At 62.6% G+C, this 19,658-nt stretch carries 15 protein-coding genes; 4 read left to right on the top strand and 11 right to left on the bottom strand.

The annotated features are described in order from the left end of the window. From HWE01_RS11205 to HWE01_RS11180, 6 genes are all read right to left on the bottom strand, one after another. A partial coding sequence (locus tag HWE01_RS11205) for a two-partner secretion domain-containing protein (protein WP_241821844.1) occupies positions 1–650 on the bottom strand: 650 nt, incomplete at its 3' end. 309 nt (positions 651–959) lie between these two features. Continuing rightward, positions 960–1,445, bottom strand: coding sequence for a 2-amino-4-hydroxy-6-hydroxymethyldihydropteridine diphosphokinase (folK, locus tag HWE01_RS11200; protein ID WP_008325507.1), 486 nt, complete (start codon positions 1,443–1,445; stop codon positions 960–962). A gap of 5 nt (positions 1,446–1,450) precedes the next feature. Then, positions 1,451–3,064, bottom strand: coding sequence for a polynucleotide adenylyltransferase PcnB (pcnB, locus tag HWE01_RS11195; RefSeq protein ID WP_241821843.1), 1,614 nt, complete (start codon positions 3,062–3,064; stop codon positions 1,451–1,453). Then, positions 3,061–3,744 (bottom strand): histidinol-phosphatase, encoded by a 684-nt coding sequence (locus HWE01_RS11190; protein ID WP_008325509.1) that lies wholly within the window; start codon positions 3,742–3,744, stop codon positions 3,061–3,063. The genes pcnB and HWE01_RS11190 overlap by 4 nt, the downstream gene beginning before the upstream one ends. After that, positions 3,741–4,457 carry a DnaA regulatory inactivator Hda gene (hda, locus tag HWE01_RS11185; RefSeq protein ID WP_008325510.1) on the bottom strand — a complete coding sequence of 239 codons (717 nt, stop codon included), beginning with the start codon at positions 4,455–4,457 and terminating at the stop codon, positions 3,741–3,743. The genes HWE01_RS11190 and hda overlap by 4 nt, the downstream gene beginning before the upstream one ends. Positions 4,458–4,580: 123 nt before the next feature. Next, complete coding sequence (locus HWE01_RS11180) at positions 4,581–5,663, bottom strand: AI-2E family transporter (RefSeq protein ID WP_241821842.1); 1,083 nt, start codon at positions 5,661–5,663, stop codon at positions 4,581–4,583. 104 nt (positions 5,664–5,767) lie between these two features. Here HWE01_RS11180 and purM point away from each other — a divergent pair, with 104 nt between their 5' ends. Continuing rightward, positions 5,768–6,811, top strand: coding sequence for a phosphoribosylformylglycinamidine cyclo-ligase (purM, locus tag HWE01_RS11175; protein ID WP_008325512.1), 1,044 nt, complete (start codon positions 5,768–5,770; stop codon positions 6,809–6,811). A gap of 188 nt (positions 6,812–6,999) precedes the next feature. Here the strand turns inward: purM and HWE01_RS11170 are convergent, their stop codons facing one another. The 5 genes from HWE01_RS11170 to HWE01_RS11150 form a co-directional block, all read right to left on the bottom strand. After that, positions 7,000–7,878, bottom strand: coding sequence for a proteasome-type protease (locus tag HWE01_RS11170; protein ID WP_034349656.1), 879 nt, complete (start codon positions 7,876–7,878; stop codon positions 7,000–7,002). Positions 7,879–8,049: 171 nt separating this feature from the next. Further along, positions 8,050–9,042: an alpha-E domain-containing protein gene (locus HWE01_RS11165; RefSeq protein ID WP_008325514.1), complete on the bottom strand. Its 993-nt coding sequence runs from the start codon at positions 9,040–9,042 to the stop codon at positions 8,050–8,052. A 1-nt stretch (position 9,043) separates the two neighbouring features. Then, a complete protein-coding gene (locus HWE01_RS11160) occupies positions 9,044–10,471 on the bottom strand; it encodes a circularly permuted type 2 ATP-grasp protein (RefSeq protein ID WP_008325520.1) in 1,428 nt (475 codons plus the stop codon). A gap of 258 nt (positions 10,472–10,729) precedes the next feature. Continuing rightward, entirely contained in the window at positions 10,730–11,173 is a 444-nt protein-coding gene (locus HWE01_RS11155) for a cupin domain-containing protein (RefSeq protein ID WP_241821841.1), read from the bottom strand. 97 nt (positions 11,174–11,270) lie between these two features. Then, on the bottom strand, positions 11,271–11,927 hold the full coding sequence (locus tag HWE01_RS11150) for a glutathione S-transferase family protein (protein WP_008325524.1): 657 nt from the start codon (positions 11,925–11,927) through the stop codon (positions 11,271–11,273). 333 nt (positions 11,928–12,260) lie between these two features. Between HWE01_RS11150 and HWE01_RS11145 the strand changes: the two genes are divergently transcribed. The 3 genes from HWE01_RS11145 to HWE01_RS11135 all read left to right on the top strand — a co-directional run bounded on the left by HWE01_RS11145 (position 12,261) and on the right by HWE01_RS11135 (position 19,657). Continuing rightward, positions 12,261–13,487: a polyhydroxyalkanoate depolymerase gene (locus HWE01_RS11145; RefSeq protein WP_241821840.1), complete on the top strand. Its 1,227-nt coding sequence runs from the start codon at positions 12,261–12,263 to the stop codon at positions 13,485–13,487. A 238-nt stretch (positions 13,488–13,725) separates the two neighbouring features. Then, positions 13,726–17,100, top strand: a complete 3,375-nt coding sequence (locus HWE01_RS11140) for a transglutaminase family protein (RefSeq protein WP_241821839.1) — start codon at positions 13,726–13,728, stop codon at positions 17,098–17,100. Between the two features lie 55 nt (positions 17,101–17,155). Further along, positions 17,156–19,657, top strand: a complete 2,502-nt coding sequence (locus HWE01_RS11135; RefSeq protein ID WP_241821838.1) for a circularly permuted type 2 ATP-grasp protein — start codon at positions 17,156–17,158, stop codon at positions 19,655–19,657. Position 19,658 lies beyond the last annotated feature (1 nt).

Below are 19,658 nucleotides of genomic sequence, written 5' to 3'. Positions count from 1 at the left end.
ACGCCGCCGCCAACACGATAGCTCTCCAGGTTGCCCTGTCGGATGACCGGCGTCCCCGTGGTCATGGTGGCGCGCTGCGCATTGATGAAGCCGCAACCGGCACAGGTGATGCCGGAGGGATTGGCAATGATCACCTGCGCCCGGTTGCCGGCGACCTCGATGAAGCCACGCAGGTAGCTCGGGTCCGATGAGTTGATCTGGTTGAGAATGACCTGCGCGCCACCCTGGGGAATCCAGGGATTGCCGGCGATGTAGCCGCCCAGTTCGGTCTTGCTCGATCCGCCTGCGTTGTTGAGGATGGCGCCCCGCTCATCGACATCGAAGCGCCGATAGCTGTTGACCGAGAGTCCTCTTGCGTTGGGCTGCCGGATGTTGACTACCGGCACGCCATTGGCGCCCCTGACCACCAACGGCTGCTGTTCGCGCGGGGCGTTGCGGTCGACCAGGATCTGCGCATGCGACAGGCTCTGCCATGCCAGGGCAACGCACAGTGCAATGCGCGCGGTGCGCCATGGCAGCAGCGTGAGCGGCACCATTGCGGCTCGGGCCGTTCCTCTCCTCTTGGCACTGATGACAGACGCGGTTTCTGCCACTGCCATCACCATGCCGCGATGACGGTTGAAGATCAGTTTGTAGCGCAGCCGGTTCAAAGGACTCTCCTCCGTGATACCCGCCTTGCGAAAGGGCAAGACGATCGGAGCAGCAGTCTATTTTTTTGTATCGGCGCTAAAAATCAGAAATGTCTCATTTGCTGGAAACTAAAGAACCCAGGTTTCAAGCAATTCGATCGCTTTCGAATATCAATTCATTGCGAAGCTGCAAGATGATTTTGATGAGATGCCTATCGATTGTGAATCGATGACGACCAGGCTTTCCCGGCCTGTTGGGCTTGCTTGTACGTCAGCGCAGGAGGGGAGCCCATCGGGCAGGAATGAAATTTTCCTGTCGCGGCAAGCAAGTCATAGCCGGCTGATGGCCTGGTTCTTGATCGCATCGAGAAAATCGCGGGCCGGTCCCTGTCCCGGGATCACCACGTCCGCATCGATCTCCAGCATGGGCACCAGCACGAAGGCGCGCTGCGTCATACGCGGATGCGGGACGATCAGTGCCTCTTCCTGCAGGCGTGCATCCCCGTACATCAACACATCCAGATCCAGCGTGCGGGGGGCATTGCGATAGGGGCGTTCGCGTCCGTGCTGCAGTTCGATGGCCTGCAGGGCGTGCAGCAGATCCAGCGCCGTGAGTGAGGTACTGAGCAACGCCACGGCGTTGACGTAGTCATCGCCGCTGGAATCGATGGGGGCGGTGCGATAGAGCGAGGAGCTGCGCAGCAGTTGCGACTGCGGCAGCCGGGCCAGGTGGGCGAGCGCCTCTTCGACGGTGGCGCGGGCATCGCCCAGGTTGCCACCGATACCGATCCAGGCCCGCGTGAAAGAGGATGCCACGCGGCTCAGTCGTCGCCCGCAGGCGCACTGTCACCACCCGCGCCGCTACCACCAGCGCCACTACTGCTGCGACGACGGCGACGGCGCTTGGGAGCTTCTGCGGTCCCGGCGTCGGCCGGTTCAGCGGCGCTCTCGGCCGCTTCCTTGAGGGCGGGTGTGCGGGTCTCTGCGGGCAGCGTGCTCTCCTGCTCGATACCGCTGTCGTTGCCGCCCATGTCGGCGCCAGACTTGCTGCGGCTACGTCCGCCTCGGCGCTTGCGCTTCTTGGGGCCGGCACCGCCGCTGGCGGCATCGGCCGGCTTGCGGGCGATCAGTTCTTCACGCTCGGCACCGTTGCCGGCGATGAAGGCTTCCCACCATTCGCCGAGTTCGGCATCGAGTTCACCGGACTGGCAGCGCAGCAGCAGGAAATCGAAACCGGCGCGCAGGCGCAGATGTTCCAACAGCTTGTAGGGCGCCTTGCCGACGCGACGTTCAAAGCGCGGCTGCATGGCCCAGATGTCGCGCATGTCGGAGGCGATCTTGCGTTGCAGTGCCAGCTTCTCGGTTTGCGCATCGAGCACGTCATCGGCGGCCAGATGCAGCGCGGGGATCGGATACTCACCGGCAGCCTGGTAGGCACGCCATTTCTCCAGCACCTGATGCCACAGCAGCGAAGCGAACAGGAAGCCCGGCGAGACCCCCTTGCCTTCCTTGACGCGGGCATCGGTATTGGCCAGCGCCAGGCTGACGAACTTCTCCCCCAGCGGCTGTTCCAGAACCACATCCAAGAGCGGCAGCAGGCCGTGATGCAGACCCTCCTTGCGCAACTGCTGCAGGCAGGCCAGGGCATGGCCGCTCATGAGCAGCTTCAACATTTCATCGAAGACACGGGCTGCGGGTACGTTGTCGATCAGCGGGGCCATCACGCGGATTGGCGCGCTGCTGGCCGGGTCGATGGTGAACTTGAGCTTGGCCGCGAAGCGCACCACGCGCAACATGCGCACCGGGTCTTCGCGGTAGCGCGCTTCCGGTTCGCCGATGATGCGCAGTTTCTTGTCGCGGATGTCGGCGATGCCGCCGTGATAATCCAGCACCGCCTGGCTGGCCGGATCGTAGTACATCGCGTTGATGGTGAAATCGCGCCGGGTGGCATCCTCATGCTGCTCGCCGAAGGTGTTGTCGCGCAGTACGCGGCCGTGCTCATCCTTGGGCGCCGCTTCGGCCGAGGCACCACGGAAGGTGGTGACTTCGATCAGTTCCTGACCGAACATCACATGCACGATCTGGAAGCGGCGGCCGATGATGAAGGCGCGGCGAAACAGTTGCTTGACCTGTTCCGGCGTGGCATTGGTGGCCACATCAAAGTCCTTGGGCTTGATGCCCAGGAGCAGGTCACGTACCGCACCGCCGACGATGAAGGCCTTGTAGCCGGCTTCCTGCAGGGTCTGCGTCACGCGCACCGCATTGGGCGAAACCAGTGCCGGATCGATGCCGTGCTGCTTGGGGCCGAGCACGTCGGGCTCGATCTTCCCCCCGTTGGCACCCGCCTTGGCGCGCGATTTCTTGGGCGGCTCGGTGCCCTCGGCAGCGGCGGTCTTGCCCCGGCCCAGAATGGAGCGAATCAGTTTCTTGATCATTGCGCGTGGCCGTCGGCGAAGAGGTTCAGCACCGGCCAGCCGCGCGCCTGGGCATGCGCCAGCAGCTTGTCGTTGGGGTTGGTGGCGATGGGATCGGTCACGCGTTCGAGCAGCGGAATGTCGTTCTGCGAATCGCTGTAGAAGTAGCTGCGCTCGAACTGGGCCAGCTTGAAGCCCAGGCGTTCCAGCCAGGCTTCGGTATGCACGATCTTGCCCGGGCCGAAGGTAGGCGTACCGTCGAGCTTGCCGGTGAGGTTGCCCTTTTCATCGAGCATGGGCAGGGCGGCGATCAGGTGTTCCACGCCGAAGTGCGAGGCGATGGGCTTGGTCACGAAGTGGTTGGTGGCGGTGACGATGGCCACCAGGTCACCGGCGTCGAGATGCTTCTTCACCAGGGCTACGGCTTGCGGCAGGATGGCGGGCTTGACCACTTCGTCCATGAATTGCAGGTGCATCTCGTCGAGCTGTGTGCGCGTGAAGCGCGACAGGTTGCCCAGCGCGAACTCCAGGTAAGCCACCGGATCGAGCGTGCCGTTCTGGTAATGGGCGAACCATTCGTCATTGGCCTTGCGGAAGCTGTCGGCATCCACGGCGCCGATGCGCGCCATGAATTCGCCCCACTCGTGGTCGGAGTCGAGCGGCAGCAGGGTATGGTCGAGATCGAAAAGGGCGAGGTTCATTGTTCTCCGGATTCCTGTTGTAACAGTTCGCGTAGCAAGGGCAGGGTGATGGCGCGCTTGGTGGCCAGCGAGTAGCGGTCCAGCGCGTCGAGCATGCGCGACAGCGAGGGCATGTCGCGCCGGTAGTGGGTGAGCATGTACATCATCACGGCGGGAGGGATCTCCAGGCCGCGGTCCAGGGTGATCTGCAGCAGGGCGGCGATCTTTTCGTCGTCCGACAGGTCATGCACCTGGTAGATCAGGCCCCAGCCGAGCCGGGTGCGCAGGTCTTCGCGCAACTCCAGGCGGGTCGGGGGCAGGGTGCCGGTGCAGACCATGCAGCCGCCCTGTTCGCGGATCTGGTTGAACAGGTTGAAGGCAGCGATCTGCTGTTCCTCGAACAACTGATCGACATCGTCGAGCAGGTAGTGGCTGGTCTGCGGGTGATAGTCGAAGGCGGCGTCGGGAGAGTCGGCACCGATCAGGCGTGCGCGCTGGCCTTCCTGTCCGGCTTTGGTGGCCAGAGCATGCAGCAGGTGGGTCTTGCCGGCACCGGCTTCGGCCCAGAGGTAGATGAAGCGGTCGGTGCTGGCGCTGCCGCGCTGGGCGGATTGCTCCGCGCCGGCCGTGGCCAGCAGCTTCAAGCGCTCCAGCAGTTCTGCATTGCGGCCGGTCACGAAGCTGTCGAAGCTTTGCGGCTGGTCCGCGCTCAAATCGAGCGGAATCTGTTTCATCGGCGTGTATCAGCTACGGCGGCTGTCAGGGTATGGCAGCCAGTTAATGCAGGACGGCGCCAAGCGCCCGGGCCTGCGCAGCGTCCTGCAAGGGCAGGGGGGCTGTGATCAATCATAGACTCTTCAACGGTTGTAAAAATTGCTGGCCAGATACTCGCGCCGCACATGGATGGCGATCACCGAGACAATGGCCGAGGCCGGCAGCGCCAGCAGCACGCCGACGAATCCGAACAACTGGCCGAAGGCCAGCAAGGCGAAAATCACCACCAGCGGATGCAGGCCGATACGCTCGCCCACCAGCTTGGGCGTGAGGATGAAGCTTTCCAGCACCTGTCCCACGCCATAAATCAGGGCCACCCACAACAGGCCGATGGCACCATCGAATTGCAGGATGGCCGCCAGTATCGCCAGCACCAGCCCGAGACCAAAACCCACGTAGGGGATGAACACCAGCAGGCCCGTCAACACGCCCACGGGAAGGGCGCTGTCGAATCCGGCGACGCTGAGCGCAACCGAATAATAGACCGCCAGCACCAGCATCACCAGCAATTGTCCACGCAGGTACTGTCCCAGCAGACTGTCGACCTCGGTCGCCATGGTGTTGACGCGACCGGCCCAGCGGCGCGGGATCAGGATTTGCAGGCGTTTCTGGAAGGGATGCCAGTCCTGCAGCAGGTAAAACAGCACCATCGGCACGAACAGCAGATTGGCCAGCCAGGCCAGCAGCGCCGTGCCGCCTACCTTGGCCGAGGCCAGCACCGAACTCCACAGCTCGTCGCCGCTGGTGCTGATCTGCTGCGTGAGCAAGGCCTTGATGCCGGCCAGGTCCAGTCGCACGTCGATACCCAGCTGGTGCAGGCGCGGCGAGAGGAAGGCATTCAACTTGTCCAGCAGCGGCGGTATCTGGGCCTGCAGCAGCGGGATCTGGCGCAGCACCAGCGGTACCACGATCAGCACCAGGGCCAGGCCAGCCAGGATCAGCAGCAACACCATGATCGTCACGCCCACGAAACGCGGGACGCGGACCGGACCGATGCGACGGCTGGCGATCCAGTCCACGCCGGGGTTGAGCGCATAACCGATGATGCCGGCGGCAACAAAGGGGGACAGCATCGGCCCCAGTGCCACCAGCAGCGTCAATAGCAAAATGCCGACAATGAGCCACGCCAGGTTCTGTTTTTGCTCTTCGGATAAAGAAAAAGGCATGGATTCGGAGTTCGGGAGTGTCGGTTTTGTTAAAATCACGGCTTGGCAGGGCGGCTTCGCCCCTGAATCCCCTATTTTACCGTCTTCACTGGCAATATTTCATCATGACTTCACCTTCCAATGTCTCCCTCTCCTACCGTGACGCTGGCGTCGATATCGATGCCGGTGACGCCCTGGTCGAAGCGATCAAGCCGTTCGCCAAGCGCACTACCCGCGAAGGCGTGCTGGGCGGCATTGGCGGGTTCGGTGCCCTGTTCGAGATCAGCAAGAAGTACAAGGAGCCGGTGCTGGTCTCCGGTACCGACGGCGTGGGCACCAAGCTCAAGCTGGCCTTCCACCTCAATCGTCACGATACGGTCGGTATCGACCTGGTGGCCATGAGCGTCAACGACATCCTGGTGCAGGGCGCCGAGCCGCTGTTCTTCCTGGATTACTTTGCCTGCGGCAAGCTGGACGTGCCCTCGGCCACCGATGTCATCAAGGGCATCGCCGCCGGTTGCGAACAGGCCGGCTGCGCCCTGATCGGCGGTGAAACCGCTGAAATGCCCAGCATGTACCCCGATGGTGAATACGATCTGGCAGGATTTGCCGTGGGCGCGGTGGAAAAGTCCAAGATCATCGACGGCACCAAGATTGCCCCGGGCGACGTGGTGCTGGGCCTGGCCTCGTCGGGTGCGCATTCCAACGGTTATTCGCTGGTGCGCAAGATCCTGGAGGTGGCCAAGCCGGACCTGGACGCCGATTTCCACGGCCGCAAGCTGGCCGATGTACTGATGGCCCCGACCCGCATCTACGTCAAGCCGCTGCTGTCGCTGATGGAGAAGCTGGAAGTCAAGGGCATGGTCCACATCACCGGTGGCGGCCTGGTCGAGAACATCCCGCGCGTGCTGCAGGATCACCTGACCGCTGAACTGGATGCCAAGTCCTGGACCATGCCGCCGCTGTTCACCTGGCTGCAGCAGCACGGTGGCGTGGCCGATGCGGAAATGCACCGCGTCTTCAACTGTGGCATCGGCATGACCGTGATCGTCTCCCGGGAAAACGCCGACGCTGCTGAAGCTCACTTGAAGGCCGCTGGTGAAACCGTCTACCGCATCGGTACCATCCGCGCCCGCGCCGAAGGCGAAGCACAGACCATCGTGCGCTAAGCCGGACAGGCAAAGCCATGCAAATCATGTAAATCCTTTTAAGGATTTACAAAGTTTAAAAGGCTGCATTCTTCGGAATGCAGCCTTTTTTTATTTCCGGCAGAACATTTCCCGCCAAATGAAAACTTGGTTTTAACTTAGTTTTATCAAAACAAAAACTAAGTTTCCAAAAAGAAAAATCTAACAGTTCAGCTCGCCTGCCCGACATCCCCATCCTGTTCGGCCAGGATCTGCCGCGGTACCGCCTGCAGTCCCCTCGCCACGCCATTGGGCGGCGGCACGCGCACCGGCTCGCTGATGTCGGTGGCCGTCGAGAGCACATTGAGGGTGTCTTCCGGTGGGGCATCCCAGACCGGATCGTCGATGGCCTCGAAGACGCGCTTCAATTGCGAACCCCAGCTGCGCCGGATCATCTGGAAATACTGGTTCTGCTCATCGATGGTGACGAAGCGGGTCACGGCCAGGTCTTCGCTTTCATAGACCAGCAGGTCCAGCGGCAGGCCCACCGAGATGTTGGACTTCAAGGTCGAATCCATGGAGATGAGCGCACACTTGGCCGCCTCGTCCAGCGAGGTCTGGGGGGTGACTACGCGGTCGATGATGGGCTTGCCGTACTTGGATTCGCCGATCTGGAAGTAGGTGTTCTCATCGTGCGATTCGATGAAGTTGCCTGCGGAATACATCTGGAACAGGCGGCAACGCTCGCCACGGATCTGTCCGCCAAAGATGATGCTGACGTTGAAATCGATACCGAACTTGCTCAGCTCGGCGGCTTCGCGGTCATGCACGGCGCGAATGGCGTCGCCCAGGATCTGCGCGGCTTCGTACATGGTGGTGGCGGTCCAGATGCTGCGTCCCTCGGCATTGGTGCGCTCGGTGAGCATCTGGCGGATGGATTGCGAAATCGACAGGTTGCCGGCGGTCATCAAGACCATCACGCGGTCGCCCGGATTTTCGTAAACACTCATCTTGCGGAAGGTCCCGATGTGGTCCACTCCCGCATTGGTGCGCGAATCGGACAGGAACACCAGGCCGCTGTTGAGGCGCATGGCTACGCAGTAGGTCATGATGGCAACGTGATACGTGGAAACGGAAAGCCGGATTTTACCGTAAGGCCCGGCGCCAGAGCGTGCGCGCCGGGGGCATCTGTCGTGACGTACCTACAGTAACGGCCTGTTTCCCGAAAAGATGACAGCGGCTGTGCTTCTTTCTTGCGCGCCAGGCACAGCCGGAGCGGCTTACGCTGCCAAAGGAACAAGAAAATCGCGGCTGATGCGATTGCCCAGCTCGAAGATGCGCTCCAGGAACTCGGTGAGCGTATCGTGCAATCCGGCCTCCAGGATTTCCTCGATGCGGGCGAACTTCAGGTCGGCATGCAGCTTGCCGGCAAAGCGCTCGGTATCGGCCGAGACATCGTTGCGCACATGGTGCAGGTTGGAGATCACGTTGCCCATGCAGGCCAAGAGCGAACGCGGCATGTCCGCGCGCAGGATCAGCAGCTCGGCCACCCGTTCAGGCGTGATGACGTCGCGGTAGACCTTGCGGTAGATCTCGAAGCCCGACACCGAACGCAGGATCGCCGCCCAGTAGTAGAAGTCCAGCTGTCCTGCTTCATCGCGGGCGGCCTGGCTTTGCGACTGCGACTGGCCATTGAGCTTCTGCGACTGCGCTTCCTTGGTGCCGTGGAACTTGACATCGATGATGCGCGCCGTATTGTCGGCACGTTCCAGGAAGGTGCCCAGGCGGATGAAGTGGAAGGCCTCGTCCTCCAGCATGGTGCCGATGGTGACACCGCGCGAGAGATGCGAACGATGCTTGACCCATTCGAAGAAGTCGCTGGGGTTCTGTTCCAGCGCATTGGTTTGCAGGTAGGACTGCATCTTGATCCAGGTGGCGTTCTGGATCTCCCAGGCTTCGGTGGTCAGCGCGCCGCGCACGGCGCGCGCATTCTCGCGCGCCTGGCGCAGGCAGGAGGCGATCGAGGACGGATTGTTGGGGTCACGCACCATGAAGTCGATGACATCCTTCTGCGTGAGCTTGTCGTATTTCTGGTTGTAGCCATAGAGCAGTTCCGAGATGCCCAGCACGGCACGCCAGCCCTGCTCGGCGTCATCCACCGATTGCGGCAGCAGCGCGGTCTGTACGTGCACGTCCAGCATGCGGGCGGTGTTCTCGGCGCGCTCGGTGTAGCGGGCCATCCAGAAGAGGTGATCGGCGGTACGGCTGAGCATCTTATTTCTCCAGAATCCAGGTGTCCTTGGTGCCGCCGCCTTGCGACGAATTCACCACCAGCGAGCCTTCCTTCAAGGCCACGCGCGTCAAGCCGCCCTTGACCATGGTGATCTGCTTGCCCGACAAGACGAAGGGACGCAGATCCAGGTGGCGCGGCGCGATGCCGGACTCCACATAGGTCGGGCACACCGACAGGGCCAGCGTGGGCTGGGCGATGTAGCCATCGGGTTTGGCGATGATGCGCGCGCGGAAATCCTCGATTTCCTGTTTGGTCGAGGCCGGGCCGACCAGCATCCCGTAGCCACCAGCACCGTGCACTTCCTTGACCACCAGCTTTTCCAGATTGGCCAGGGTGTAGGAGAGATCTTCCTTCTTGCGGCACTGGTAAGTCGGTACGTTGTTGAGGATGGGTTCTTCGGTCAGATAGAAGCGCACCATGTCCGGCACATACGGATAGATCGACTTGTCGTCGGCCACGCCGGTACCGATGGCATTGGTCAGCGTCACCTTGCCGGCGCGATAGGCCTGCAGCAGGCCCGGCACACCGAGGGCCGAATCGGGACGGAAGGCCAGCGGATCGAGGAAGTCGTCGTCGATGCGGCGATAGATCACGTCGACCCGCTTGGGGCCGCGCGTGGTGCGCATGTAGACCACGTTGTCCTTGACGAACAGATCCTGCCCCTCCACCAGTTCCACCCCCATCTGCTGGGCCAGGAAGGCATGCTCGAAGTAGGCCGAGTTGTACATGCCGGGAGTCATCACCACCACGGTCGGATCGGTCACCCCGGCCGGGGCCACCGAACGCAGGTTGTCCAGCAGCAGGTCGGGATAGTGATCGACCGGCGCGATCTTGTGGCGCTTGAAGAGGTCGGGGAAGAGCCGCATCATCATCTTGCGGTTCTCCAGCATGTAGGAGACCCCGGACGGCACGCGCAGATTGTCTTCCAGGACGTAGAATTCACCTTCGCCCGCGCGCACGATATCGACACCCGCGATGTGGGCGTAGATGTCGTTGACCACGTTCACATCCTGCATCTCGCGCCGGTACTGGGCGTTCTGGAAGATCTGCTCGGGCGGGATGATGCCGGCCTTGACGATCTTCTGCTCGTGGTAGATGTCGTGGATGAACATGTTGAGCGCCTTGACGCGCTGGACCAGTCCCGCTTCCAGTTTGGCCCATTCGGCCTTGTGGATGATGCGCGGGATGATGTCGAAGGGGATCAGGCGCTCGGTGCCGGCATCGTTTCCATAGACGGCAAAGGTAATGCCGACGCGGCGGAAGATCAGGTCGGATTCGGCACGTTTGCGGGCGATGATTTCCGGCGATTGCGCGGAAAGCCAGCTGGCGAATTCTGCATAGTGCTGACGCACTTGACCTGCTTCGCTGCCGGCGCCTCCTGAATACATCTCATCAAAAAAATGTGCCATAGATTTGCTTCGTGTTCCCGTGGGGAGCGGGAATCTTTCTAAGTGGGTTGTAACGAAAACAGAGGCGGTGGGTACGGCAAAACTACAGCGTGGGTACGGCATGAAGCGATGGCGCTAGGGAACTGCACCTGCACGCCAGAGCCAGCGTGCATGAAGAAAGACTAACAGAGGCTTGAAATTTTTGACAGAGGAAAATTGCATGCTTTTGCTCCTCGAAGGCGCGGGGCTGCTGCCATCAAACGCAGACCCGCAGCGGCTTCAGTTATTCCACGGCGTGGCTGCGGGAACCGCACAGGGGGCCGGCATATCGATGGTCTTGAAGTCGGCCGGACTAACGATTTCGAGATATTCCATGTCGGGCGAATAGTCGAACAGGAAGTGCACGATGCCCGGTCGCTGGTGCACGCAATCGCCCGCCTTGACCAGCGTGACCTCGGTTTCATACATGAAGCGCGCCCAGCCTTTCAACATGATGACGATATGGAAGTTGGCTTCGTGTCGGTGCCACCCGGTACCCGTCTGGGGCGCCATGTTGGCCTTGACCAGCTGGGCCACCACCTGGCCGCCGGTAGCGGCGGCAATGCCCAGGTCGCGATACAGGAAGAAGTCGCGCAGACCGCCGGTTTCATAGGGCGTGTCGCCCTCGCTCACATGCGAGAAGGTGTTTTGCGCCAGTACGCTTGGATCAGCTGCGGTATTCATCACATCCATCCTTTCTGCGGTCTCCCGCCATGGGCCTGCGACAAAAAACGGGCGCGACTTTGCTGCCTTTGCTCATTGGTGCTGATGCTTCTGCGCCCTAGAATTCCACGTCCAGTTCGTCGATATCCTCCGGTTCCTTTTTGGCTGCCGCGATCCATTCCTGCATCTCCGGCATGGCCATGATGCGCTTGGCATAGGCGGTGCAGATCGGATCGAGCTTGACGTCATAGGTCATGAAGCGCGTCACCACGGGCGCGTACATGGCATCGGCCATGGTGCGCTGTTCGCCGAACAGGAAGGGGCCGCCATACTTGGCCAGGCATTCCTTCCAGATGGTGGTGATGCGCACGATGTCGGCTTCGGCGCGGGACCACACCTTGAAGTTGGGGAAGTGGCCCTTGAGATTCATCGGCAGCGCTGCGCGCAGGGCCGAGAAGCCCGAGTGCATTTCACCGCATACCGAGCGGCAATGCGCACGGGCGGCGAGGTCGGCCGGCAGCAGCTTTGCACCGGGGCGGATTTCGTTGAGATATTCGGCAATGGCCAGCGTATCCCATACCAGTACGTCGCCATGGTGCAGGCTGGGTACCAGGATGGAGGAAGACAGCAGCAGGATCTCTGCCCGTGCCGACGGATCGTCCGGCGGTACGATGTCTTCCTCGAAAGAGAGCCCGGCGAACCTGGCCATGAGCCAGCCGCGCAGGGACCACGAGGAGTAGTTCTTGCTGGTGATGCGCAAAGTCGTCTTAGGCATGTCAGTCCCTTATCTGTTTTGTGCAGGTTGACTTTGGGCACGCGGCCGCGTGAGCGGCGGTGTCTTGTTCATCATCTTCATCGTCCGCACCGTCTGCGCTCGGGGCGGACACGGGCCGCCGGAGCGGACCGCCTACCGCTACTTGCAAGGCTTGTGCCAGCTCGCGGGAAAAGTCGATCGAGCGTGCGCGAGGTGATGTGCGCAGCCATCTGGCGCATCCGGCATTGCACAAATGCCGTCCGCGCGGGGCTTGCGTCACCATCAATGGCACGACAATTGCATCGATGGCGGGGCGAGCGGACACCAAAAAGAGACAACCGAGGGCGGCGCTTCATGATCAATACCTATCAGCTCTACCAGAACTACGCCGACGCCACCGATCCGCTGCGGGCCTGTGCCCGCATGATGGCGCCCCTGCTGGGAGCGACCTGGCCCGGCATGCCGGTCAATCCGGCCCTGCGCAAGATGGCCTCGGCCTGCGAGGTCTTTGCGCGCACCCAGTTGACCCATGCACGCCCGCCCTTCGACATCGTCGAGGTGGTCGATGGTGGGCGCACAATTGCGGTGCACGAGGAGGAAATCAGCGCCACGCCCTTCTGTGGCCTGCTGCGTTTCCGCAAGGAAACCTCGGATGCCCAACCCAAGGTGCTGGTGGTGGCGCCGATGTCGGGCCACTTCGCCACGCTGCTGCGCGGGACCGTCAGGACGCTCCTGCGTGACCATGATGTCTACATCACCGACTGGCGCAATGCGCGCGATGTTGCCCTGGAGTATGGTCGCTTTGGTCTGGATGAATACGTTTCCCATGTCATCGATTTTCTCGCGGTGCTCGGTCCCGGCGCGCATCTGCTGGCCGTGTGCCAGCCCACGGTGGCCGCACTGACTGCCACCTCGATCATGGCCGAGGACAATCACCCCGCGCAGCCGCGCACCCTGACCCTGATGGCCGGGCCGCTCGATACCCGGGTCAATCCGACCGCGGTCAACGCGCTGGCCAAGAGCAAGCCGATCAGCTGGTTCGAAAAGAACATGATCAGCACCGTTCCGGCGCGCCATGTCGGGGCCGGGCGGCGTGTCTATCCGGGCTTCGTGCAGCTGGGCGCCTTCATGAACATGAACCTGAACCGCCACATCGAGGCTTTCCGCAAGCTCTATCATCATCTGGTCGAGGGCGAGCAGGCGCAGGCGGCACAGATCAGGGATTTCTACGAAGAGTATTTCGCCATGGCCGACCTGCCGGCGGAGTTCTACCTGGAAACGGTTCGCACGGTGTTCCAGGAACATGCGCTGCCGCTGGGCAAGCTGACCTACCGCGAACGCGTGGTCGACCCGCGCGCCATCCGTCGCACCGCGCTCTTCACCATCGAGGGCGAGAAGGACGATATCTGTGCGGTCGGCCAGACCGTGGCCGCACAGGAAATGTGCAGCAGCATCCGGCCCTACAGGCGTCTGCACCATGTTCAGACGGCGGTGGGGCATTACGGTGTCTTCAACGGACGACGTTGGGACAACGAGATCTATCCGCGGCTGCGGGATTTCATTAACATGAATCACCGGTGAGCTTGCGGCGTGCTCACCGACGCGAGTGAAAAACTTAGTCTTCAGGATCGAAAGTTTAAGTTTTTCTTCGCCCGGCACTAACACTCTCACATACACTCACAACGAGGTAGCTCCAACAGGATAGTCATCAGGAAAGTAATCAGGCGGTAAGAAAAACAAGGTATGCAGGAGAACTGCTCCGCATATCGCCAACAACCAAGCCCCGCGCTTGACCATTTGCTTGTCGTAAAGGAATTCCATGTCGATCCACGTGGCCCTGAACCATGTCACCTCTTACAAGTACGACCGTGCCATCAACCTGGGTCCGCAAGTCGTCCGCTTGCGTCCCGCCCCGCACAGCCGTACCCGCATCCTGAGCTATTCGCTGCGCGTGCTGCCCGAGCCGCATTTCATCAACTGGCAGCAGGACCCGGAATCGAACTACCTGGCACGCCTGGTGTTCCCCGAGAAGACCACCGAATTCAAGATCGAGGTGGATCTGGTGGCCGAGATGTCGGTCATCAATCCCTTCGATTTCTTCCTAGAACCTTACGCCGAGCAGTTCCCTTTCGAGTATGCCGAGGACCTGCAGAACGAGCTGTTGCCCTATCGCCAGAAACTGCCGTTGTCGCCGTTGTTCGAGCAATTCCTCAAGAGCGTTCCACGCGAGAAGGTGGGCAGCGCAAATTTCCTGGTGGCCTTGAACCAGAAGCTGGCCAATCACATCGGCTACACCATCCGCATGGAACCCGGCGTGCAGACGCCGGAAGAAACGCTGACCCTGAAGTCCGGCTCCTGCCGTGATTCCTCCTGGTTGCTGGTGCAGTTGCTGCGCCACCTGGGCCTGGCCGCGCGCTTCGTCTCCGGCTACCTGATCCAGCTGACCGCCGACCAGAAATCGCTGGATGGTCCCTCCGGTCCCGAGGCCGACTTCACCGACCTGCACGCCTGGTGCGAGGTCTATCTGCCCGGTGCCGGCTGGGTCGGGCTGGACCCGACTTCGGGCCTGTTCGCCGGGGAAGGCCACATCCCCTTGTCCTGCACGCCCGAGCCGGCCTCGGCTGCGCCGGTCAGCGGCCTGGTCGATCCCTGTGAGGTGGAGTTCGAGCACCTGATGTCGGTCAGGCGCATCTGGGAAGCGCCGCGCGTGACCAAGCCCTACACCGAAGAACAATGGGCCGCCATCGAGAAACTGGGCCATGCCATCGATGCTGACCTGAAGGCCAATGACGTGCGCCTGACCATGGGCGGCGAACCGACCTTCGTCTCGCTGGACCACCCGGACGAGCCGGAGTGGAACACCGCCGCCATGGGCCCGACCAAGAAGCCGCTGGCGGCCGAGCTGTATCACCGCATGCGCAACAAGTACGCCGCGCAGGGTCTGCCGCATTTCGGCCAGGGCAAGTGGTATCCGGGCGAGCAGTTGCCGCGCTGGGCGCTCAATTGCTACTGGCGCCGCGACGGTGAACCGATCTGGCTCAATCCCGCCCTGATCGGCGACGAGACCCGGCCGAACGTGATCGACAAGATCGTCACCAGCCATTTCCTGCATCGCGTGGCGCAGCGTTTGCAGGTGGATGGCAAGAACGTCTTCCCGGCTTATGAAGACGTGTTCTACTACATGTGGCGCGAGCGCCGCCTGCCGGGCAACGTCGATCCATTCGATTCGCGCGTGGATGACAAGCAGGAGCGCGAGCGCCTGATGAAGGTCTTCACGCAGGGCCTGCAAAGTGCGGTCGGCCATGTGCTGCCGCTGGCGCGTCGCGACGATGGACTCGGCTGGCAGAGCGGTGCGTGGTTCCTGCGCAGTGAGCGCTGCTACCTGTATCCGGGCGACTCTCCCCTGGGTTATCGCCTGCCGCTGGATTCGCTGCCCTGGGTCAAGGAGGGCGAGTATCCCGCCGTCCATCCGGCCGATCCCACCCAGAACTTCCGCCCCTTGCCCAGCAGCGCCGAGATCCGCCGCCAGCTGGGCAGTCCGCAGGAACCGGCGGCGCGCCCGGACAAGGCTGCCAGCGCGGCCGCTGCCATCACTGGCGAAGGCCGCAGGAGTGCAGCCACTACGGCGGCCAGCACCGCTACCCAGACCGTGCCCGCCCCCTTCGAATCAGCCAACTGGCTGACCCGCACCGCGCTGTGTGCCGAGGTACGCAATGGCGTGTTCTACCTGTTCATGCCGCCGCTGGCGCAGCTGGAGCATTATCTGGAACTGGTGGCCGCCATCGAGGCCGTGGCCGAGGAGCTCAAGCAGCCGGTCCTGCTGGAAGGCTACGAGCCGCCGCACGATCCGCGTCTGCGCAAGTTCAGCGTCACGCCCGACCCGGGCGTGATCGAGGTCAACATCCAGCCGGCCAACAACTGGAGCGAACTGGTCGAGCAGACCACCCACCTGTATGAGGCCGCACGGGCCTCGCGCCTGACGACAGAAAAGTTCATGCTCGATGGCCATCATTCCGGCACCGGGGGCGGCAATCACATGGTCCTGGGCGGCATCACGACCAGTGATTCACCTTTCCTGCGACGCCCCGATCTGCTGCGCAGCCTGATCTCCTACTGGCACAATCATCCTTCGTTGTCCTACCTGTTCTCGGGCATGTTCATCGGTCCGACCTCGCAGGCGCCGCGCATCGATGAGGCGCGCAACGATTCGACGGTGGAAATCGAACTGGCCTTCAGCGAGATGGACAAGCAGGTCGCCAAAGGGGAATGCCCGCCCTGGCTGGTGGACCGCCTGCTGCGCAATCTCTTGATCGACGTGACCGGCAACACCCACCGCGCCGAGTTCTGCATCGACAAGATGTATTCCCCCGACAGCGCCACCGGCCGCCTGGGCCTCCTGGAACTGCGCGCCTTCGAAATGCCGCCGCATGCGCGCATGAGCCTGACCCAGCAACTGCTGCTGCGTGGTCTGGTGGCGCGCTTCTGGAAAGAGCCCTACAAGCCGGCGCGCCTGGTGCGCTGGGGCACGGAACTGCATGACCGCTTCCTGCTGCCGCACTTCATCGAGCAGGATTTTGCCGACGTGATGGCCGACATGAACGAGGCCGGCTATCCCATGCGGGCCGAATGGTTCGCGCCGCACATGGAATTCCGCTGCCCCAAGATCGGCGACTATGCCGTCAAGGGCATGCAGGTCGAATTGCGCACTGCGCTCGAACCCTGGCACGTGCTGGGCGAGGAAAACAGTGGCGGCGGCACGGCGCGCTATGTGGATTCCTCGCTGGAACGCCTGCAGGTCAAGATCACCGGCATGGCCTCCGACCGTTACGTGCTGACCTGCAACGGCGTTGCGGTGCCGCTGCAGCCGACCGGTACCGTCGGGCAGTTCGTCTCCGGTGTACGTTATCGGGCCTGGCAGCCGCCGTCGGCGCTGCATCCGACCATCCCGGTGGATTCGCCGCTGACCTTCGACCTGATCGATACGTGGAATGGCCGCAGCCTGGGCGGTTGTCAATATCATGTGGTGCATCCGGGCGGCCGCAATTACGAAACCTTCCCGGTCAATGCCTTCGAGGCGGAAAGCCGCCGCCTGGCGCGCTATTTCCGCATGAACCATACCCCGGGAAAATGGCAGCTCACCCCGGCGCGGGCGTCTATCGAGTTTCCTTTTACGTTAGACTTACGCTACTTCTAAAACTGAGCCGGGCGCCGTTGCAGGCGCGGCGCGCAGCCCGGCCACTCACTGACTTATGCCCCAGCGTCTACTGGAAAGCTATCCGGTCGCCAGCGATCGTTACGACGAGATGCTGGCCGCCGACGGCCGCCTGCGCCCGCACTGGCGAACGCTGATCGACCAGCTTGAAAACCTCTCGCCGGAGATGCTGCGCCGGCGCGCCAACGAGGTGCGCGACGCCATCGCCTCCGATGGCGTGACCTACAACGTCTATGCCGACCCCAAGGGCGCCAACCGCCCCTGGGAGCTGGATCTGCTGCCGCACCTGGTGTCCTCCGAGGAATGGGATTTCCTGGAGCGCGCCGTGGCCCAGCGGGCGCGTCTGATGAATGGCCTGCTCGCCGACATCTACGGCCCCCAGACCCTGATCGCCGAAGGTCTGTTGCCGCCCGCGCTGGTGTTCGGCCAGCACGGCTACCTGATGCCCTGCCACGGCTGGCAGCCACCGGGCGGCGTGCATCTGCATGCCTATGCGATCGACCTGGCACGGTCGGCCGATGGTACTTGGTGGGTAGTGTCGGACCGCACGCAGGGTCCGTCCGGTACCGGCTATGCGCTGCAGAACCGCCAGATCATGGCGCGCGCCATGCCCGAGGCGCTGCGCGACATGCACGTGGAGTCGCCGCACCGCTACTTCCATACCCTGCGCGCGATGTTGACGCGCCTGGCACCGGCCCAGGGCGAGGTGCCGCTGATCGTGCTGCTCACGCCGGGCCCCTACAACGAAACCTATTCCGAACACGCCTTCCTGGCCCATACGCTGGGCTTTCCGCTGGTGGAAGGGGTGGACCTGACGGTGCGCAGCGACCAGGTGTTCCTGAAGACGCTCAACGGTTTGCGCCGTGTGCACGCCATCCTGCGCCGCATGGACGATGACTATTGTGATCCGCTGGAACTGCGCGCCGATTCCGCTCTCGGTGTGCCGGGCCTGACGCAGGCCGCACGGCTGGGCAATGTGGTCATCGCCAATTCGCTGGGCAGTGGCGTGCTGGAGTCGACGGCACTGCACGGCTTCCTGCCGGCCATCAACGAACGCCTGTATGGCGAATCGCTGCTGTTGCCCTCGGTGGCGTCGTGGTGGTGTGGCGAGAAACCGGCGCTCGATTACACACTGGCGCATCTCGATGAGCTGGTGATCGTGCCGGCATTTTCTTCGATGCGCATGCAGCCGGTCTTCGGGCATACCGTCACGGGGGCGGCGCGTCGTCGTCTGATCGAAAGCCTGCAATTGCAGCCTCATGCCTATGCCGCCCAGGAATGGGTACGGCTGTCGCAGGCACCGGTGATGTCGCGCAGTGGTGACTATCGCCTGATGAACCGCACCATCAGTCTGCGCGTCTTTGCGGTAGCCGATGGTCAGGGGGGGTATCAGGTCATGCCGGGCGGTCTCACGCGCGTGGCCCCGCGCCAGCGGCGCGATGTGGTCTCGATGCAGCAGGGCGGCACCAGCAAGGATGTGTGGGTACTGCGCGAAGAGGAGCGGCCCGACGCCTCCATGGCCGATGAGCGTCATGGTGCAGAAAACGTCACGGTCATCAGGGGCACGGTCGACGTCTCCTCACACTCGGGCGAGAACCTGTTCTGGATGGGGCGCTATTCGGAGCGCGTGAAGAATCTCTCGCGCCTCTTGCGCACCACGCTGCAATACACGATGGATGGCCAGACCGAGAGTCGCGGCATGCTAGGCAGCGTGTCGTGGATCTGCAGTCAGTTGGGTGTGCAGATGCCCAAATCCGAACCGCGCCCGACCATCACCGGCTTGCAGCAGAGTCTGCAGGCTGCGGTGGTCGATCCGTCCGCACCGGTGAGCGTGGCCACGCAATTGCGCCAGCTAGCCAATGCCGCCTATCAGGTGCGCGAACATCTTTCTCTGGACAACTGGCACGCGCTGACCAAGATGCCGGCCATGGTGCAGGAACGCATCAATACGCCCGCCGCGGCGCAGCACGTGCTGGGCAACGTGATCGATGCCTGCTCGGGCCTGGCCGGTCATGCGCTGGACGACATGACGCGCGATGCCGGCTGGCAGTTCCTGATGGTGGGCCGTCACATCGAACGCATGGCCAACATGGCTGCGCTGTTGGACAACTTCCTGCGCCTGCCGCCGCAGCGCCAGACCGCCGCGCTCTCGTGGTTGCTGGAGGCGGCCAGCAGCATCGTCACCTATCGCGTGCGTTATCGGCGCACGCCGGAGTGGCTGCCGGTGCTGCACCTGCTGGTGTTCGACGCGAGCAATCCGCATGGCATGGCCTACCAGTTCCGCATGCTGCAGCAATACATGCGCGAGATTGCGCAGCAGCTGGGTTTGCTGAGCATGACCATTCCCTCGCATCTGTCCACCCAGCTCGAAGCGATGAACCTCAACGAGTTTGCGCACGATCATCCCCATGTCGCGCAGGCCAATGCACGCCTGACGCAATTGATGCGCGATGCCGTCAGCGGTGGCTACATGCTCTCCGACGATCTCTCGCGCCATTACTTCACGCCGCTGACCGCACCGGTCAGCCAGGGGGTATGAG

Source organism: Herbaspirillum sp. C7C8 (assembly GCF_022627875.1).
GTDB lineage: Bacteria > Pseudomonadota > Gammaproteobacteria > Burkholderiales > Burkholderiaceae_D > Herbaspirillum.
Note: the sequence above shows the minus strand (reverse complement) of the source record. Positions and strands in the feature narration are given on the sequence as shown.

Bases quoted from the DNA above. Each gene is read 5' to 3' on its own strand.
- HWE01_RS11160 (WP_008325520.1), bottom strand. From the start codon at position 10,471: ATGGCACATTTTTTTGATGAGATGTATTCAGGAGGCGCCGGCAGCGAA.
- HWE01_RS11180 (WP_241821842.1), bottom strand. From the start codon at position 5,663: ATGCCTTTTTCTTTATCCGAAGAGCAAAAACAGAACCTGGCGTGGCTC.
- purM (WP_008325512.1), top strand. From the start codon at position 5,768: ATGACTTCACCTTCCAATGTCTCCCTCTCCTACCGTGACGCTGGCGTC.
- HWE01_RS11135 (WP_241821838.1), top strand. From the start codon at position 17,156: ATGCCCCAGCGTCTACTGGAAAGCTATCCGGTCGCCAGCGATCGTTAC.
- HWE01_RS11140 (WP_241821839.1), top strand. From the start codon at position 13,726: ATGTCGATCCACGTGGCCCTGAACCATGTCACCTCTTACAAGTACGAC.
- HWE01_RS11165 (WP_008325514.1), bottom strand. From the start codon at position 9,042: ATGCTCAGCCGTACCGCCGATCACCTCTTCTGGATGGCCCGCTACACC.
- HWE01_RS11155 (WP_241821841.1), bottom strand. From the start codon at position 11,173: ATGAATACCGCAGCTGATCCAAGCGTACTGGCGCAAAACACCTTCTCG.
- HWE01_RS11145 (WP_241821840.1), top strand. From the start codon at position 12,261: ATGATCAATACCTATCAGCTCTACCAGAACTACGCCGACGCCACCGAT.
- pcnB (WP_241821843.1), bottom strand. From the start codon at position 3,064: ATGATCAAGAAACTGATTCGCTCCATTCTGGGCCGGGGCAAGACCGCC.
- hda (WP_008325510.1), bottom strand. From the start codon at position 4,457: ATGAAACAGATTCCGCTCGATTTGAGCGCGGACCAGCCGCAAAGCTTC.
- HWE01_RS11150 (WP_008325524.1), bottom strand. From the start codon at position 11,927: ATGCCTAAGACGACTTTGCGCATCACCAGCAAGAACTACTCCTCGTGG.
- HWE01_RS11190 (WP_008325509.1), bottom strand. From the start codon at position 3,744: ATGAACCTCGCCCTTTTCGATCTCGACCATACCCTGCTGCCGCTCGAC.
- HWE01_RS11170 (WP_034349656.1), bottom strand. From the start codon at position 7,878: ATGACCTACTGCGTAGCCATGCGCCTCAACAGCGGCCTGGTGTTCCTG.